The 16,694-nt window shown below is 68.7% G+C and carries 19 protein-coding genes; 7 read left to right on the top strand and 12 right to left on the bottom strand.

The window, feature by feature from the left end:
- Nucleotide 1: 1 nt before the first annotated feature.
- The 3 genes from AB0P21_RS35085 to AB0P21_RS35075 form a co-directional block, all read right to left on the bottom strand.
- Nucleotides 2–301: a hypothetical protein gene (locus AB0P21_RS35085; RefSeq protein WP_363702621.1), complete on the bottom strand. Its 300-nt coding sequence runs from the start codon at nucleotides 299–301 to the stop codon at nucleotides 2–4.
- Nucleotides 302–367: 66 nt separating this feature from the next.
- On the bottom strand, nucleotides 368–1,759 hold the full coding sequence (locus AB0P21_RS35080) for a M28 family peptidase (protein WP_363702619.1): 1,392 nt from the start codon (nucleotides 1,757–1,759) through the stop codon (nucleotides 368–370).
- An 82-nt stretch (nucleotides 1,760–1,841) separates the two neighbouring features.
- A complete protein-coding gene (locus AB0P21_RS35075; RefSeq protein WP_363702617.1) occupies nucleotides 1,842–2,918 on the bottom strand; it encodes an acyl-CoA desaturase in 1,077 nt (358 codons plus the stop codon).
- Between the two features lie 192 nt (nucleotides 2,919–3,110).
- Between AB0P21_RS35075 and AB0P21_RS35070 the strand changes: the two genes are divergently transcribed.
- From AB0P21_RS35070 to AB0P21_RS35060, 3 genes are all read left to right on the top strand, one after another.
- Nucleotides 3,111–4,409 (top strand): sensor histidine kinase, encoded by a 1,299-nt coding sequence (locus AB0P21_RS35070; protein WP_363702615.1) that lies wholly within the window; start codon nucleotides 3,111–3,113, stop codon nucleotides 4,407–4,409.
- Nucleotides 4,361–5,008, top strand: a complete 648-nt coding sequence (locus AB0P21_RS35065; protein WP_363702613.1) for a response regulator transcription factor — start codon at nucleotides 4,361–4,363, stop codon at nucleotides 5,006–5,008. The genes AB0P21_RS35070 and AB0P21_RS35065 overlap by 49 nt, the downstream gene beginning before the upstream one ends.
- Before the next feature lie 69 nt (nucleotides 5,009–5,077).
- Nucleotides 5,078–5,494: a YciI family protein gene (locus AB0P21_RS35060; RefSeq protein WP_363702611.1), complete on the top strand. Its 417-nt coding sequence runs from the start codon at nucleotides 5,078–5,080 to the stop codon at nucleotides 5,492–5,494.
- 3 nt (nucleotides 5,495–5,497) lie between these two features.
- On the opposite strand, the gene AB0P21_RS35055 is transcribed toward AB0P21_RS35060, so the two are convergent.
- The 4 genes from AB0P21_RS35055 to AB0P21_RS35040 are packed head-to-tail and all read right to left on the bottom strand — an operon-like array spanning nucleotide 5,498 to nucleotide 8,734.
- Nucleotides 5,498–6,229, bottom strand: a complete 732-nt coding sequence (locus AB0P21_RS35055) for an amino acid ABC transporter ATP-binding protein (RefSeq protein WP_363702609.1) — start codon at nucleotides 6,227–6,229, stop codon at nucleotides 5,498–5,500.
- Complete coding sequence (locus tag AB0P21_RS35050; protein WP_363702607.1) at nucleotides 6,226–7,074, bottom strand: amino acid ABC transporter permease; 849 nt, start codon at nucleotides 7,072–7,074, stop codon at nucleotides 6,226–6,228. Before AB0P21_RS35050 ends, AB0P21_RS35055 begins: the two co-directional genes overlap by 4 nt.
- Nucleotides 7,071–7,925 carry an ABC transporter substrate-binding protein gene (locus AB0P21_RS35045; RefSeq protein ID WP_363702605.1) on the bottom strand — a complete coding sequence of 285 codons (855 nt, stop codon included), beginning with the start codon at nucleotides 7,923–7,925 and terminating at the stop codon, nucleotides 7,071–7,073. Before AB0P21_RS35045 ends, AB0P21_RS35050 begins: the two co-directional genes overlap by 4 nt.
- Nucleotides 7,922–8,734, bottom strand: coding sequence for a helix-turn-helix domain-containing protein (locus tag AB0P21_RS35040; protein ID WP_363702603.1), 813 nt, complete (start codon nucleotides 8,732–8,734; stop codon nucleotides 7,922–7,924). The genes AB0P21_RS35045 and AB0P21_RS35040 overlap by 4 nt, the downstream gene beginning before the upstream one ends.
- A 49-nt stretch (nucleotides 8,735–8,783) precedes the next feature.
- Between AB0P21_RS35040 and AB0P21_RS35035 the strand changes: the two genes are divergently transcribed.
- Entirely contained in the window at nucleotides 8,784–9,572 is a 789-nt protein-coding gene (locus tag AB0P21_RS35035; protein ID WP_363702601.1) for a phytanoyl-CoA dioxygenase family protein, read from the top strand.
- On the opposite strand, the gene AB0P21_RS35030 is transcribed toward AB0P21_RS35035, so the two are convergent.
- The 5 genes from AB0P21_RS35030 to AB0P21_RS35010 all read right to left on the bottom strand — a co-directional run bounded on the left by AB0P21_RS35030 (nucleotide 9,551) and on the right by AB0P21_RS35010 (nucleotide 13,697).
- Complete coding sequence (locus AB0P21_RS35030) at nucleotides 9,551–10,732, bottom strand: hypothetical protein (RefSeq protein ID WP_363702599.1); 1,182 nt, start codon at nucleotides 10,730–10,732, stop codon at nucleotides 9,551–9,553. The two genes, AB0P21_RS35035 and AB0P21_RS35030, sit on opposite strands and share 22 nt — an antisense overlap.
- 26 nt (nucleotides 10,733–10,758) lie before the next feature.
- Nucleotides 10,759–12,537, bottom strand: coding sequence for a 3-hydroxybutyryl-CoA dehydrogenase (locus tag AB0P21_RS35025; RefSeq protein WP_363702597.1), 1,779 nt, complete (start codon nucleotides 12,535–12,537; stop codon nucleotides 10,759–10,761).
- Between the two features lie 64 nt (nucleotides 12,538–12,601).
- On the bottom strand, nucleotides 12,602–13,054 hold the full coding sequence (locus AB0P21_RS35020; protein ID WP_363702595.1) for an NUDIX domain-containing protein: 453 nt from the start codon (nucleotides 13,052–13,054) through the stop codon (nucleotides 12,602–12,604).
- Nucleotides 13,051–13,377, bottom strand: a complete 327-nt coding sequence (locus tag AB0P21_RS35015; RefSeq protein WP_363702593.1) for a hypothetical protein — start codon at nucleotides 13,375–13,377, stop codon at nucleotides 13,051–13,053. Before AB0P21_RS35015 ends, AB0P21_RS35020 begins: the two co-directional genes overlap by 4 nt.
- Nucleotides 13,374–13,697: a hypothetical protein gene (locus AB0P21_RS35010; protein WP_363702591.1), complete on the bottom strand. Its 324-nt coding sequence runs from the start codon at nucleotides 13,695–13,697 to the stop codon at nucleotides 13,374–13,376. The genes AB0P21_RS35015 and AB0P21_RS35010 overlap by 4 nt, the downstream gene beginning before the upstream one ends.
- Nucleotides 13,698–13,771: 74 nt before the next feature.
- On the opposite strand from AB0P21_RS35010, the gene nucS reads away from it, so the two are divergent.
- The 3 genes from nucS to glmS all read left to right on the top strand — a co-directional run bounded on the left by nucS (nucleotide 13,772) and on the right by glmS (nucleotide 16,633).
- Complete coding sequence (gene nucS / locus AB0P21_RS35005) at nucleotides 13,772–14,431, top strand: endonuclease NucS (RefSeq protein ID WP_363702589.1); 660 nt, start codon at nucleotides 13,772–13,774, stop codon at nucleotides 14,429–14,431.
- Between the two features lie 73 nt (nucleotides 14,432–14,504).
- Complete coding sequence (locus AB0P21_RS35000) at nucleotides 14,505–14,780, top strand: hypothetical protein (RefSeq protein ID WP_363702587.1); 276 nt, start codon at nucleotides 14,505–14,507, stop codon at nucleotides 14,778–14,780.
- 32 nt (nucleotides 14,781–14,812) lie between these two features.
- Entirely contained in the window at nucleotides 14,813–16,633 is a 1,821-nt protein-coding gene (gene glmS, locus AB0P21_RS34995; protein ID WP_363702585.1) for a glutamine--fructose-6-phosphate transaminase (isomerizing), read from the top strand.
- Nucleotides 16,634–16,694 lie beyond the last annotated feature (61 nt).

Raw genomic sequence — 16,694 nt, 5'->3', positions numbered from 1 at the left:
CTCAGCGGTGGCGTTGCCAGCAGGCTTTGTGCCAGTGCCGGCGCTCGTCCAGGGACTGGCCGCCGCCGATCGCGGCGAGCAGGCTCGGTGTCTCGGGCCAGACCACGACGTGCGGGGTGGCGGGCAGGATCGTCTGGTCGCAGCCGGGGCAGCGGTACGCCTTGCCGGCCGCGGAGCCGCTGACGTGCCGCACCATCCAGTCGCCGTCGGAGCGCGATTCCCGGGTCTGGTGCCCACCGAGCAACGGCCGGTCGCTGACCGGCCGCGTGTGCTTCGAGGGCTTCTTCTTCCGGGACACCATGGCGCTACCCAGCGTATCGGCCCGCCCCAGCCGATCAGGCGGCGGGACGGGCCGAGCGAGGACCCGCTAGATCGTCTTCGCCAGCTTGTACGCCGCGGTGCCGATCAGCTCCATCGACACCTGCAGCCGCTCCAGGGAGACGTTCTTGGCGATCGTGTCCTCCGGCGAGTGGTACGGCGGCTCCAGCAGCGCCGGCGACGCTTCACCACGCCACGAGAAGTTGGCAGCAGCGATGCCGACCTCCTGGAAGGCCTGGTGGTCGCTGGAGCCACGCAGTACCGGACCGACCATCTGCGGGTCGTAGCCGAGCCGCTGGCCCGAGGCTCGTACCGACGTGGTCGCCGCGTTGGCGAGGCCGTCGAAGGAGAGCAGCCAGTAGACGATCGCCGGGTCCCAGCTGGTCGCGACCATGTCGTTCTGGAAGACCGCCTTGTACCGGTCGCGCTGGTCCTGCGGCAACTGCTTCACGTGGTACCGCGAGCCGATGATGCCCTGCTCCTCCGACCCCCAGAACGCGAACCGCAGCGTCGCCTCGGTCGGGTACTTGCTGAACACCCGCGCTAGCTCCAGCGTCAGCGCCGTCCCCGACCCGTCGTCGTTGGCGCCCGGGGCGCCGATCACCGTGTCGTAGTGGCCGCTCACCATCACGATCGGCGCGTTCGCGGTCTTGCCGGGCCGCTCGCCGATCACGTTGTTGGAGATCAGCCCACGATGCGCCGCGGTACTGATGGTCAACGGCAACGAGGTGACGACGGCCAGGGCCTCGCGCAACAACCGCTTCTGCACCTGCGCCACGCCGATCACCGGGATCGGGGCATCCGTCAGACCAGCCGGCGAGTACGCCGAAGTACGGCGCGGGAACACCTGGTCGGCAGGCAACAGGACAACCGCCACCGCGCCGCGGGAAGCCGCCTCGGCCACGAAGCCGGGTCGCGCGGCCGCGGTGTCGTCCGCGAGCACCACGGCACCGGCAACGTCAGCCGGCCAGACAGGCGCGGTCGCCGGGCCGACATCGCGAGCCGGGCCGGTCACCGTGACGTCGAGCTTGCCGCCCGGCGCGGCACCGGCCTGCCAGCAGATGTCGTTGGGCAGCAGGTTGCGCGGGTCCTCGATCTGGGCCAGGAACTTGTCGGCCACCGGGAACGGCTCGTACCGGGTCTCGTAGCCGAAGCTTCGGAGCTGCGCCGCCAGATAGTCGGCGGCGCGCTTCTCGCTCGCGGTACCGCCGATCCGCGGGCCGATCTCCTCGGACAGCACCTCGAGGTGGCGCAGCGCCCGTTCGGACGAGATCCGCCCGACGATGTGCCGGTCGTCCCGGTCCAAGGTGGGGGTCCGGGCCGCGCCCGGTCGCTGGTCGTCGACGCCCCAGGCGGGGACGGCGGGCAGAGCCGTGGCTGCGGTGACGCCGGCGACGGCTCCCAGCAGGCCACGGCGACTCAAACCGGACGAATCGTTCATACAGGGTCTCCTCACGAGATCGGCCCCGAGAAAGTCGACCGTAGTCGATACTTTTCGGGGCCGCTCGCCTACGCGGAGTGCTTCAGCTCACTTTGCTCGCGTCTTTGCTCAGGTCACGCAGTTCGCTGCCCACCTCGTGCATGTGCCCCAGGCCCATCCGGTACGACTCGATCACGCCGGTGTTCAGGTAGGGCATCCCGATCTTCGCGCAGTACCGCTCGACCATCGGCTGGGCGAACCGCAGGTTGGCGCGCGGCATGCTCGGGAACAGGTGGTGCTCGATCTGGTAGTTCAGGCCGCCCATCATCCAGTCGGTGACGAGCCCACCCTTCACGTTGCGCGACGTCAGCACCTGCTTCTCCAGGTGACCCCAGTTGGTGTCGGCGTCGGGCATCTCCATGCCCTTGTGGTTCGGCGCGAAGACGCTGCCGAGGTGCAGGCCGAACAGCGCGTGGTGCAGCGCGGCGAAGGCGATCGCCTTGCCGGGCGACATGATCAGGAACAGCGCGCCGAAGTACAGGACCAGGTGGGCGGCCATCAGGCCGAGCTCGATCCGGGCCTCGCGCTTGCCGCGCCGGCCGAGCAGGAAGATCACGCTGGAGACCTTCAGGTTCAGGCCTTCGAGGGTGAGCAGCGGGAAGAAGATCTTCGCCTGGTGCCGGGTCAGCCAGCCGTACAGGCCGGTACGGCCCTCGGCCTGCTCCAGCGTCCAGACCAGTACGCCCTCGCCGACGTCGGGGTCCTTGTCAGTGTGGTTCGGGTTCGCGTGGTGCCGGTTGTGCTTGTCGTTCCACCAGCCGTACGACATGCCGCAGACGAAGTCGCCGTGCAGCATGCCCAGGACGTCGTGCAGCTTGCGCGAGCTGCCGACCTGCTGGTGGCCGGCGTCGTGGCCGAAGAACGCGGCCCGGGTGGTGAAGATCGCCAGCGGGATGGTGAGCAGCAGTTGTAACCAGGAGTTACCGAGCAGGACGATGCCGGCCCAGGTCGCCGCGAGCAGTGCCACGTTCAGGGTGATCGCGATCACGTAGGACGCGGTCCGGCGTTCGAGCAGCCCGGCTTCCTTCACCTCGCGAAGCAACGGCGCGAAATCGCTGCCCTTCGCGGCATCGCGACGGGCGCGTTCACGGGCACGGGGAAGGGCAATGGGCTGAGCCATTGAGTCCTCATCTCAGAGCGGTGGGAGGGCCTTTGGCGTTCAGCCGCGGGCTAGCGTAGTGCAACCAGCCTCGTCTGAGGACCCTCCGAAAGCATGAGTGCTACTACCTCATCCAGGCGGGGCACAGGCACCCGGACGACAGTGGGCCTAGCACCACTGAGACCGGGCTGACTCTCCGTCATGATGGTTGGCATGACGATCACTCAGCAGGCGCCGAAGGTGCCGATGCGGTTCCCTCCGCTGGCGCAGCCCTTCATCGCGCTCGGACTGGCGGTGCTGGCCGAGGCCGGGATCGCCTTCTTCGTCCTGAACGTCGTCGCGGTGCCGCTGATCGCGGTCTGGGTCGGCATCCCGCTGCTGCTGGTGTTCGTGCCGTGCACCCGCTGGTTCGCGAACTGCCACCGGGTGCTCTACGCCAGCATCACCGGCCAGGTGATCCCCAAGCCGTACAAGAAGCCGCCGCTGCCGGGCATCCTGATGTGGCTGCGGACGACGCTGACCGATCCGGCCACCTGGCGCGACATCGCCTGGCTGCTGGTGAACGCGGTGGTCGGCTTCACCCTGACGCTGCTGTCGGCGGTGCTGTTCCTCGCCTCGATCTTCTACCTGATCTACCCGTTCCTGGTCTGGGTCACCCCGGACGGCGTCTTCACCGAGCCGTTCGGCGGGCTGTTCACGGTCAACGTGGCGACCAGCTTCGTGATGATCCCGGTCGGCCTGATCGCGTTCCTGATCTGGCTCGGCTCGGGTGAGCGCTTGCTGAAGGCCACTGCCTACATCGGCAAGTCACTGCTCGGCCCGACCGAGAGCGCGCAACTGGCGATCCGGGTCCGCGAGCTGTCCGACTCCCGGGCCGAGACCGTCGACACCCAGGCGGCCGAGCTGCGCCGGATCGAGCGCGACCTGCACGACGGCGCCCAGGCCCGGCTGGCGGCACTGAGTATGAATCTCGGGATGGCCGAGGAGATGGTGGCCCGCGACCCCGCTCAGGCGGCCGCGCTGCTGACCGAGGCCCGCCTGTCCGCCAGTACTGCGCTGTCCGAGCTGCGCGACCTGGTTCGCGGGATCCACCCGCCGGTGCTGGCCGATCGTGGTTTGGAAGGCGCGGTCAAGGCGCTCGCGCTGAGCTTGCCGTTCAAGGTCGACGTCACGATCGACCTGCCCGGCCGGCCGCCGGCGCCGGTGGAGTCCGCGGCGTACTTCGCGGTGGCCGAGGCGCTGGCCAACACGCTCAAGCACGCGGCGGCGACCACGGCCTGGGTGCAGCTCACCCACGAGAACGAGCGGCTGCACATCCTGGTCGGCGACGACGGTGTCGGTGGCGCGACGGTCCGACCCGGCGGCGGTCTGTACGGTATCGAAAGGCGGTTGGCCGCCTTCGACGGTACGTTGACCGTGGCCAGCCCGACCGGCGGGCCGACCACTGTGATCATGGAGTTGCCTTGCGAGTCGTCATCGCTGAAGATCACGCCCTCCTCCGGGACGGCCTGATCCGGCTGCTGGAAGCCCACGACTTCGAAGTCCTGGAAGCCGTCGACAACGGCCCCCGGCTGGTCCCGGCGCTCGTCGAGCACCGGCCGGACGTGGCCGTTGTCGACGTCCGGCTGCCCCCGACCTTCACCGACGAGGGCCTGAAGGCCGCCATCGAGGCGCGCCGCCAGGTCCCCGGGCTGCCGGTGCTGGTGCTGTCGCAGTACGTCGAACAGCTCTATGCCCGCGAACTGCTGACCGGTGGCGGCGGCGCAGTCGGCTACCTGCTCAAGGACCGGGTCTCGAACGTCGCCGACTTCCTCGACTCGGTCCGCCGGGTCGCGGCCGGCGGTACGGCGATGGACCCCGACGTGATCGGCCAGCTGCTGGCCCGCAACACCCGTGACGAACCGATCGGGCGGCTGACGCCGCGGGAGTCCGAAGTACTGGGTCTGATGGCCGAAGGCCGCTCGAACGCCGCCATCGCCGCTGCCCTGTTCGTCACCGAGAAGGCCGTCTCCAAGCACACCAACAACATCTTCTCGAAGCTCGACCTGCCGCCGTCGGAGGACGACAACCGGCGCGTGATGGCAGTCCTGACTTACTTGTCCTCGCGGTGATGTAGAGAACGTGCCGCCGGCTTCGTCCCCTGGGTGTAAGCGGCACAGGAATCGACAGGAGATCGACCGATGACGAAGTTTCTGCTGATCGTGGACTACCAGCCCGGCGTGATCGACACCCCGATGACCGAGTGGGCGCCGGAGGACGTCAAGGCGCACATGGCGTACTACACCGCCCTGAACGACGAGCTGAAGGCCAGCGGCGAGCTGGTCGAGCACCTCGCGCTGAGCTGGCCGGAGGAGGCCAAGACGGTGATCTCCGACGGGAAGTCCGCGCCGGTGGTGACCGACGGGCCGTTCGTGGAGTCCAAGGAGATGCTGGCCGGGTTCCAGATGGTTGATGTGGACTCGCTGGAGCGCGCGCTGGAGATCGCCGCGCAGGTCTCGCGGGTCCCGGGGCCGGGCGGGGTGCCGCTGCAGCAGCCGATCGGAGTACGGCGGGTGATGGAGGACGCGGACTTCGAGGAGCTCAACCCCCTCGGCTGACCGTCACAGCCGGATGCGGCGGAGGAACTCCTGGGTGCGCGCCTCGCGCGGGCGCTCCAGGACCTCCGCCGGTGAGCCCACCTCCAGTGGGCGGCCTTCGTGCAGGAAGCAGATCTTGTCGGCGACCGAGCGGGCGAAGGCCATCTCGTGGGTGCAGATCAGCATCGTCATGCCCTCGGAGCTGAGCTCGCGGAGTAGGTCGAGGACCTCGCCCACCAGCTCGGGGTCGAGGGCAGAAGTGATCTCGTCGAGGAGCATCAGCTTCGGGGAGTTGACCAGCGCCCGGGCGATGGCGGCGCGTTGTTGCTGGCCACCGGAGAGGTTGTCGGGTTTGGCTGAGGCCTTGTCCGCCAGGCCTACCCGGTCGAGCATCTCGAGGGCTCTGGTGCGGGCGACGTCGCGCGGTACGCCGTGGACGCGGATCGGCGCGAGGGTGACGTTGTCGAGGACCGAGAGGTGCGGGAACAGGTTGTAGGCCTGGAAGACGATGCCGATGCCGCTGCGCACCCGGTCGACGGAGATCCGGGGATCGGTGATGTCGGTGCCATCGAGCTCGATCACGCCGTCGTCGACGGTCTCGAGCAGGTTGACGCAGCGCAGCAAGGTGGACTTGCCGGAGCCGGAGGCGCCGATCAGTACGACGCACTCCCCCGCCTCGACCTCCAGGCTGAAGTTGTCGAGGACGAGGTTGGTACCGAACGATTTCCGCACTTCGCGGATGGACAACAGGCTCATACGACTCCCCCGGCGCCATACCAACCCTGCCTGCGCGCGACCCAGTCGGTCAGCCGCGTCAGCGGGATGGTCAGCGCGACGAACAGCAGGCCGGCGACGACGTACGGGGTGAAGTTGAAGTCCTCCGCGGTCTCCAGTTGCGCCGCGCGGATCGCGTCGATGACACCGAGCACCGCGATCAGGCCGGAGTCCTTCTGCAGCGAGACGAAGTCGTTGAGCAGCGGTGGAAGGACCCGGCGGACAGCCTGCGGCAGTACGACGAAGCGCAGCGTCTGCTGGTGGGAGAGCCCGAGGGAGCGCGCGGCGGCGCGCTGGGACGGGTGGATCGACTCGATGCCGGCGCGGAAGACCTCGGCGACGTACGACGAGTAGGTGAGCACGAGCGCAGCGCCACCCCAGATCACTGCCTGGTTGGGGAGGCCGCGCAGTTGCAGCGCCGGTACGCCGAAGCCGAGCAGGAAGATCACCAACAGCAGCGGGAGACCGCGGAAGATGTCGGTGTAGGCGGCGGCGAAGATGCGCAACGGGAAGAAGATCGGGCCGCGCAAGGTGCGGAGGATCGCCAACGTCAGGCCGAAGATGACGATGAGCACGGCGCAGACGAGCATCACTCGCACGTTCAGCCAGAGGCCCTGGGCAACGACCGGCAACGCGTCCCAGCCGCGATGGACATCGAAGAAGGTCGCCCGGACGCGCGGCCAGCCCGGGGTCGAGCCGACACCGAACACGACCAACGCCAGCAGGACGACGGTGCTGATGCCGGCGATCAGACCTGATCTGACCGTGCGTTGCCGCCGATAAGCCAGCCGTTGCTGCTGAAGTGTTGAAGGCTGCCAATCGCTCACGAGAGTTCGGGGGCGCCTTCTGCGGTGAGGTACTGCTTCTGCAGACTGGCCAGCGTCCCGTCAGCGCGCAACGCGTCCACCGCCTGCGACACGCAGCCGGTGAGCTTCGAGCCCTTCTCCAGCACGAAGCCGAACTGCTCGGGCTTGTCGGAGGCCGGCAACTGACCGACGATCTTGCCGTCGTCGAGCTGCGCCGCGGTCATGTAGAAACCGGTCGGCAGGTCGACCACGATGCCGTCGATCTGCTTGTTCTTCAGCGCCTGCACCGCCAGGTCGTTGGTGTCGAAGACGGCCGGCTGCTGCTTCGTCTTGATCACGTCCCGGAGCGAGGTGTAGCTGGTCGTCCCCACCTGCGCGCCGAGCTTCGCGTCGACCAGTCCGGCCACCGAGGTGACCCCGGCGATCTTGCTCCCGGCCGTGGTGATCACGGTCTGCCGGACGTCGTAGTACCCGGTGGAGAAGGCGACAGCCTTCGCCCGCTCCGGCGAGATCGACACCTGGTTGACGTCGAGGTCGAACTTCTTCGGCCCCGGCGCGAAAGCCGCGTTGAACTGCACGGTCTGCCACTTCACCTCGGCCGTCTCGAAGCCGAGCTTCTTGGCCAGCGCGTAGACGACGGCCGACTCGTACCCCTTGCCGTTCGTCGGGTCGTCCTTCGAGAACCACGGCTCGTACGCCGGTTTGTCGGTGCCGACCGAGAACGCCCCGGCGGTCTTCAGCGCGAGCTTGTCCTTGCTGCAGTCGGTCGACGGCGACGCCGTCCCACCGGCCGAGTCATCTTCCGGAGCACAGGCGGCAAGCCCGACGACAGCGAGGGCGGCCACCACGACGAGGGCTGTGCGAGCAGTCATGGCAGAAGCGTAGACCTGTACTGCGTGGGGCTGTGGCTGGTGTGAGCGCGGAAGCGGGTGGAGAAGTACAGCGGATTGCTGAAGCCGACGTCGTGGGCGATCGCCGCGACCGGCCGGCTGGTGAGTTCGAGCAGTCGAGCCGCGGCGTCCAGGCGGCGGCGCTCGACGAACTGCTGCGGCGTCACGCCCAGCTGCGACCGGAAGAGATGGGCGAAGCGCGAGACGGAAAGGTTGCCGACCCGAGCCAGTACTGCGATCGCCAGGTCGCCGCGGAGATTTCTTTCGACGTACTCGATGACGCGGAGCAGGCGGTCATCGATCTGCGCGGCCTTGGGGTTCTGGGTGTCGCACCACAACAGCGCTGCCTCGAGGGTGTTGAAGCTGAGCAACTCCCCCTGCGGCAGGACGCTGTCCTGGTGGCGGACCGCGTCGGAAAGCGCCTGGGTGATCCGCTCGGCCGCGCTCGGGCTCGGCGTCAGCTGAAGGATGCCGGGGGCAACGGCCGGCCAGTCGAGCAGCGGCAGCCAGTCCGGTCGGGGATGGAAGTGGGCGAAGAGGAAGTGCCAGCGCTCACCCACCGTGCCGTACTCCTGCAGAGCGCCCGGACGGGTCAGCGTGGTGACGCCCGGACCGGCGTACACGCCGCTGCCGAAGCTGCCGCGGCCGTCGAGCGTGTGGATCAGCAGCCAGTCCGACGTACCGCGGCGGCGGTAGGTCGCGTAGGCCGGACCCTCGTCGAACTCGCCGGCCAGCAACCGGCGGACGATCGGCGTGTAGGAGTCCTGTTTAGCAGGATCTCGAAGGTTCACAGTTCAATAGGCTATCCCCGATCGACGCCTGGCGGCGGATGCTGGAGACATGACCAGCACAGTTGCAGAGGTGTACGGCCGGGACGGGATCGTCCAGGTGCCCGGGGTGCTCAGTCCCGCCGAGGTCGAGCAGATCAGGGCGGCATACATGACCCAGGTCGAGCTGGACCTCTCGCTGGCGATCGACGACGGCGTACCGGCGGACGACCCGCTCGCGAAGTACCCGCGGTTCGTCCACCCGCATCGGCGGACCGAGGTGGAGGCCGGCCGGCTGGCCCTGGAGTGGATGGTCGACAGCCGGATCCTCGATGTCGTCGAGACGCTGATCGGCCCGGCGCTGGGCGCCCAGTCGATGTTCTACTTCAAGCCGCCGGGCGCGCGCGGGCAGGCGATGCACCAGGACAACACCTTCCTGCGGTCGCACCCGGAGACCTGCCTGGCCGCCTGGATCGCGATCGACGACGTGGACGCGGAGAACGGCGGCCTCGCGGTGGTCCCCGGCTCCCACGAGGTCGAGCTGCTCTGTCCCGAGGAGGCCGATCTGACCGAGTCGTTCACCAATGCCGAGGTGGCGATCCCCGACGGCCTCAGCAAGGTGCAGACGCGGATGAAGGCCGGTGACGTGCTCTTCTTCCACGGCAGCGTCGTGCACGGCTCCCGGCCGAACACCAGCGCCGACCGCTTCCGCCGCGCGCTGATCTTCCACTACATCCCGGCGGAGAGCACCGAGATCGCCACCTTCTACAACCCGCTCGTCCGTCCGGACCGCCGAACCACTGTGATCCCCGAAGCGATCGGCGGCGGCCCGTGCGGCGACTACGCCACCGCGGAGCCCTGAGCCGGCCGCGGTCGTGACGCGAGGCCGCAACCGATTGCGACGGTGATCAGTACGACGGCGCTGATCACCAACGCCTGCAGGGGTTGAGCGGGCTCGAAGTCGATGCCGGTGGCATGTTTCTCGGCTGTTGCTGCGAGCAAGCAAGCGGCGAGTGTCGCCCCGAGCAGACCTGTCGACAAGGCGACCAGGCGCAGGACGAACGCGCCGGGCGAGGAACTCCACGGCGGTCCGCTGAAGCGTAGGCGGGAGCTGGTCGCGGTACCTCGGTAGGTGCCCCATTGGTCGAGGACGTGGGGTGGCAGGACTGTCTGCAGACGCTGGATTGTCGTGATGCCACGGACGAGCGAGGCGGCGTCGAGACCACCCGCGTCGTACGCCGCGAGCGCATCTCCGGCAACCACCAAACCGATCGGGCGGCCGTCGAGCAGGATCTGCATCGCCCGCGGATGCAGCATCGCCATCACGTACCGGCTGTCCTCCCCGAGCACGTCGAACGAGCGGTTGAACTCAGCGCTCTCCAACGACAGATCCGACCTGGTCAGCGCGCTCCCCGGCCGCACCTCCAACGGCGGAAGCTTCGCCGCCAGTTGCCGCCCGACGAAGACCGCAAGCCGCCGACGCCGTACCAGCGGCCCATGCCACTCCAGCCAGCGAACCTCGAACGCGATCCCCTCCGGCGTCCGTACGACGTTGCGCACGACCGTCGCCCGACCGACCGGCAGCGGAAGCTCGCTGGTCGGGAAGATCAGCTCCTTGGGCAGCTCGCGAGACGACTGCCACCCGTTGGCCTGGGCAACCTTCGCGAGCTCGGCGGCAACTGACCGCGGCCACGCGTAGACGAGCAGCAGGACGGCCAGTACGAGGAGCACGAGGAAGGGCGCGACGGCGATCGCGGCGTACCCGGCTCGCGTGCCCGCGTCGTACAGGCTCCAGATCACCCGGATGACACACGCCCTGACGGCCGCAGCCAGGAACCAGCGGGCGATCTTGCTGACCCCCGCTGAGATCCCGGTCAGCACCCAGGTCGCGGGCAGGAAGGTCAGGCAGACCAGCACCATGGTCGACGACCAGTTCGGCCAGTCCGCGCCGACCAGGCCGTCCATCCCGATCAGACCGATCGCCGTGGCCACGGCCAGCAAGTAGAAGACGACGCTCAACACGCTCCGGAGTTTGTCAGCTCCGGAGCTCAGCTGGAGTAGTCGCGGAAGCCTCGGCCGGTCTTGCGGCCTAGGTAGCCCGCGGTGACCAGGTGTTCGAGCAGCGGGGCCGGGGCGAAGCCTGGCTCGCGGAACTCGAGGTACAGGGTGCGCTGGATCGCGAGCGAGACGTCCAGGCCGACCACGTCGAGCAGCTCGAACGGGCCCATCGGGAGGCGGCAGCCGAGCTTCATCGCGGCGTCGATGTCCTCGACGCCGGCGTAGTGCGCCTCGAGCATCCGAACCGCGTCGTTCAGGTACGGGAACAGCAGCGCGTTGACGATGAAGCCGGCCCGGTCGCCGCAGCGCACCGGGTGCTTGCCGGCGGCAACTGCCAGGGCGGCGACGGTGTCGGCGACCTCGGGGGCGGTGCTGACGGTGCTGACCACCTCGACCAGCTTCATCACCGGGGCCGGGTTGAAGAAGTGCAGGCCGACCACGTCGGCGGGGCGCTTGGTCGCCATCGCCAGGTCGATCACCGGCAGGCTGGAGGTGGTGGTGGCCAGGATCGCGCCCGGCTTGCAGATCTCGTCGAAGGTCTCGAACAGCGCCTGCTTGACGCTGAGCTCCTCGACCACGGCCTCGATCACCAGGTCGGCGGTGGCCAGGTCGTCGAGCTTCGCCGTACCGGTGATCCTGGACAGCGCCGCGTCGCGCTCCTCCGAGGAGAGCTTGCCGCGCTGGACGCCCTTCTCCAGTGAGCGTTCGAGGCCGGCCTTGACCTTGTCGACCTTCTCGGTGCCGCGGGCGACGTACAGCACCTCGTACCCGGCCTTGGCGCAGACCTCGATGATGCCGACGGCCATCGTGCCCGACCCGACCACGGCAACCTGCTCGACGCGGCGGACCGCGGGCGGCCCGGCCGAGGTGGACGGCGTGAGGTCGTCGTCGACGACAACCGGCGAGTCGGCCGACTCGTAGGTGTAGAAGCCGCGGCCGGTCTTGCGGCCGAGCAGCCCGGCGGTGACCATCTGCTTGAGGATCGGCGACGGCGCGTGCAGCCGGTTACGGCCTTGCTTGTACATCGTGTCGAGGATCTCGTACGCCGTGTCGAGGCCGATCAGGTCCAGCAGCGCGAGCGGACCCATCGGGTAGCCGCAGCCGAGCCGCATCGCCGCGTCGACGTCCTCGCGAGTGGCGTAGCGCGACTCGACCATCGAGACGGCGTGGTTCAGGTAGCCGAACAGCAGCGCGTTGGCGATGAAGCCGGCCCGGTCGGCGGCGACCACCGGGACCTTGTCGAGCCGACGGGCCAGCTCGAGCACGTCCTCGACCACGTCCGGCTCGGTGACGACGGTCTTGATCACCTCGACGAACTCCTGCACCGGGGCCGGGTTGAAGAAGTGCATCCCGACCACGCGACGCGGACGCTGGGTGGCGACCGAGATCTCGGTGACCGACAGACTGGAGGTGTTGGTGGCCAGGATGGCGTCCTCGCGGACCACCTTGTCGAGCGCGGAGAAGATCTCCCGCTTCAGCTCCAGCCGCTCGATCACGGCCTCGATCACCAGGTCGCAGTCGGCCAGCGCCTCGATCTCGGTGGCGAAGGTGACCCGGTCGAACAGCGCCTGCTGGTCCTCGACCGACAACTTGCCGCGCTTGACCGCGCGATCGGTCGAGTGCTGGATGTGCCCGCGCCCACGGTCCACCGCACCCTGGTCACGCTCCACCCCGACGACGCTCAGCCCGTGCCGGGCGAACACCTCCGCGATACCGGCCCCCATCGTGCCGAGACCGACCACTCCGACCGTCTTCAGTTCGCGCGCCATGGCTCGAAGTGTGCCAGTCACCCCAGTGGTCCGCACATGAGCTGTGTCACCAGAGAGTGGAACCTCACACCTCGTCGCTGAGCAGCGGGGTCCGCAGCCAGTCGTCCAGCAGCCGGGCGTGGTCCGTCGCAGCGGCCAGAGCTTTGGCGATCGAGGCCGGCCGCACATCCAGTACTGCGAGCTGCCTCGGCTCGATCCACACCGCCTTGTAGCTCCCAGCCTTCGAGTCAGCCGGACTGCTCAGCTCCTCGCCGGCCCCGGTCCCGAACTCCCCACCGAGCACCTCAGCGCGGTAGTAGTACTGCGTACTCCCCCGGAAATGCACCGCAGCGACCAGCCCATCCACCCGCACGATCAGTCCGAGCTCCTCATGCGTCTCGCGAATCGCCGCCTCCTGCGGACTCTCGCCGTCCTCGACTCCCCCGCCGGGCAGCGTGTAGTAGGTCATCCCGTCCCTGACCCGCTCGATTGCCGCGATCCCGTCGGCTCCGAGCAGCACCACTCCCGCGCGGATCATCTCGCCGGGCCGGACACCGGTACGACGACCCAGCCATCGCCTTCGTGCTCGATCACCGCCGGAAGCTGAAGACCGAGATCCAGCGTGAGGGCGATCACCACCACGGTCTCACCACGATGCTGATCGGCAATCTCCCGAACCACCACCTCGGCCGGGGCCGGCATCGGCAGCAGGGTCAGCCGGATGCCGAGTTCCTCGGCCAGCCGGGCGGCCGGCTCCTCGGCGTCCGGGGTCGCGTAGACCCCGGCAACCCGCTCACCGGCGAGATAGGCCCGCGAGCCGGGTGGCAGCAGGATCAGCCTCGCCGGGCACATCAGGTTCACGGCCGGACGAACTCCAGGGCCTGTTCGGCGTACCCCGGCCAGCGGTCGGCGTGCTCGAGCGGGACCACCACCCACTCCTTCATCGGCTGGCCCATGCCTGGGTCGAACGCCTCCGCGCCGCTCAGCTCCAGGGCTTCGGCGCGCGGCTCCGGGGGGAGCTTGAAGGTCATCGCGTCGCCGAACAGCCCGGCCAGCATCTTCTTCTCGATCTTCAGGCACGGCATGCCGAACATGCTGCCCTCGACCACGCCGGCGTCGGCGAGCCCCTTGGCGACCGCGTCGTACTCCAGCCGGGTCTTCAGGCTGATCTTGGGCTTCATGCCGACCAGCCTCTCACCGCCACACGGCCGGGCGCCATGCGCGTTGGGTACCGGGTGGACTACGGTGCTTTCTCGTGCGCCTGGTGATTGCTCGTTGCTCAGTGGACTACTCCGGCCGGCTGACCGCCCATCTTCCGATGGCGCCCCGGCTGCTGATGGTGAAGGCGGACGGCTCCGTCCTGATCCACGCCGACGGCGGGTCGTACAAGCCGCTGAACTGGATGTCCCCGCCGTGCAAGCTGACGGAGGAGGAAGGCGTCTGGAGCGTCACCAACAAGGCCGGTGAGGAGTTGCGGATCACCTTCGAGGAGGTGCTCAGCGATTCGTCGTACGAGCTGGGCCTGGACCCAGGGCTGATCAAGGACGGCGTCGAGGCGCACCTGCAGGAGCTGCTGGCTGAGCACGTGCACACCTTCGGCGAAGGCTTCACCCTGGTACGCCGGGAGTACCCGACCGCGATCGGCCCGGTCGACCTGCTCTGCCGCGACGCCGACGGCAAGCACGTGGCGGTCGAGATCAAGCGCCGCGGCGAGATCGACGGCGTCGAGCAGCTCACCCGGTACGTCGAACTGCTCAACCGCGACCCGCTGCTGGCCCCGGTGCGCGGCATCTTCGCCGCCCAGCTGATCAAGCCGCAGGCCCAGTTCCTGGCCACCGACCGCGGCCTGGAGTGCGTCACGGTCGACTACGACCTGCTCCGCGGCATGGAGTCCGACGTACTCCGTCTCTTCTGAGTCAGGTAAAGATTGCCCGAATTCGGGCAGATCTTTGCCAATGCACCCCGTTTCACTGCAGAGTGACCGGGTGATGAGTGAGGCGGCAGACCCCAGCGAGGACCTCGTTGACCAGGTCAGCCGCACCACCGGTTTGACGCCGGACGACGCCCGACGGGTGGTCGCCGACGTCCTCGCCTACTTCACCGAGACGACCGAGCAGTACGTCCGGCGCCGGCACCGCGAGCTGCAGACCTACGGCGCCCGCAACGAAGAGATCTTCGCCAAGCTCGGCACCGAGCTGCAGCACTGGCCCGTCCGCTCCCCCGAGCTGTCGGCCCGCCAGCTGCGCCGGATCGTCTACGGATAACCAGTACCCCCACGAAAGGAACACCCCTCCCCATGTGCGGAATCGTCGGATACGTCGGCACCAAACCTGCCGCGCCGATCCTGGTGGACGGCCTGGCCCGGCTGGAGTACCGCGGCTACGACTCGGCCGGAGTGGCCGTGCTCGGGTCCAGCGAGCTGAAGGTGCACAAGGACGCCGGCCGGGTCCGTGAGCTGGAGGCGTCGCTGCCCAAGCGGTTCGGCGGCAAGCTCGGCATCGGCCACACCCGCTGGGCCACCCACGGCGGCCCGAGCAAGGACAACGCGCACCCGCACGCCAGCGGCAACGAGCGGATCGCCGTCGTCCACAACGGCATCTTCGACAACGCCGGCGCGCTGCGCCGTCAGCTCGAGGACGCCGGCGTCAAGCTGCGCTCCGAGACCGACACCGAGGTACTCGCGCACCTGATCGAGCAGTCCGACGGCGCCACCCTCGAGGAGAAGGTGATGGCCGCGCTGCGCCGGATCGAGGGCACCTACGGCATCGCCGTGGTCGACCTGGACTTCCCCGACCGGATCGTGGTCGCCCGTAACGGCAGCCCGCTGATCCTCGGCATCGGCGACGGCGAGATGCACGTCGCCTCCGACGCGGCCGCGCTGATCCGCTACACCCGGCAGGTCGTCTACCTGGCCGACGGCGAGCTGGCCACCGTGAAGGCGGACGGCTACCGCACCTTCACCCAGGACGCGTCGCCGACCACGAACACCCCGAAGACGGTCGAGTGGAGCGCCGACGAGTACGAGCGCGGCCTGCACGAGCACTTCATGATGAAGGAGATCCACGAGCAGCCGGAGGCCGTCCAGCGCGCCCTCCGCGGCCGCCTGGACGAGCGCTTCCACACCGTCCACCTGGGCGGGCTGAACATGGACGCGCGGGAGGCCCGGGAGATCAAGCGGGTCAAGATCCTCGGCTGCGGTTCGGCGTACTACGCCGGCCAGATGGGCGCCCAGTTCATCGAGGAGGTGGCCCGGATCCCCGCCGACGCCGAGCCGGCGTCGGAGTTCCGCTACCGCAACCCGGTGGTCGAGCGCGACACCCTGTACGTCGCGGTCAGCCAGTCCGGCGAGACGCTGGACACGCTGGTCGCAGTACAGGAGCTGAAGCGCAAGGGCGGCCGGGTGATCGGCCTGGTCAACGCGGTCGGCTCCAGCATCGCCCGTGAGGTCGACGGCGGCGTCTACCTGCACGCCGGCCCTGAGGTCTCGGTCGCGTCCACCAAGGCGCTCACCAACATGGCCGTCGCGTTCGCCATGCTCGGCATCCACCTCGGCCGGATCCGCGACGTCTCGCCGGCCGACGGCCGCCGCCTGATCGAGGGCCTGAAGAAGATCCCCGACCAGATCCAGGCGATCGTCGACCAGGAGGAGGAGCTGGGCAAGATCGCCGGCCGCCTCTCCAAGCACGAGAGCATCTTCTTCGTCGGCCGCACCCGCGGCTACCCGGTCGCCCGCGAAGGCGCGCAGAAGCTCAAGGAGATCTCCTACCGGCACGCCGAGGCGTACCAGACCTCCGAGCTGAAGCACGGCCCGCTGGCCCTGATCTCCCCGGACGTCCCCAGCGTCGCGATCGTCCCCAAGGACGAACTGCTGGACCGCAACATCGGCGCCCTGCACGAGATAGCCGCCCGCTCCGGCCCGCTGTACGTCGTCACCCACCCCGGCGTCGACGTCCCGGACGGTGCCGCGGCCGTGATCGAGGTCCCGAAGAACGAGCCGGAACTCGACCCGATCCTGCTCACCATCCCGCTCCAGATCATCGCGTACTACGCCGCCGTCGCCCTCGGCCACGACGTCGACAAGCCCCGCAACCTGGCCAAGTCGGTCACCGTCGAGTAGCTGGCACCGATCGTTGCCTTCAGCCACTCCCACGCAGGTAGCGGGAGTGGCTGAAGGGCGA

The organism is Kribbella sp. NPDC056861 (assembly GCF_040687575.1).
Lineage (GTDB): Bacteria > Actinomycetota > Actinomycetes > Propionibacteriales > Kribbellaceae > Kribbella.
This window is presented reverse-complemented; position numbering and strand designations above follow the sequence as displayed.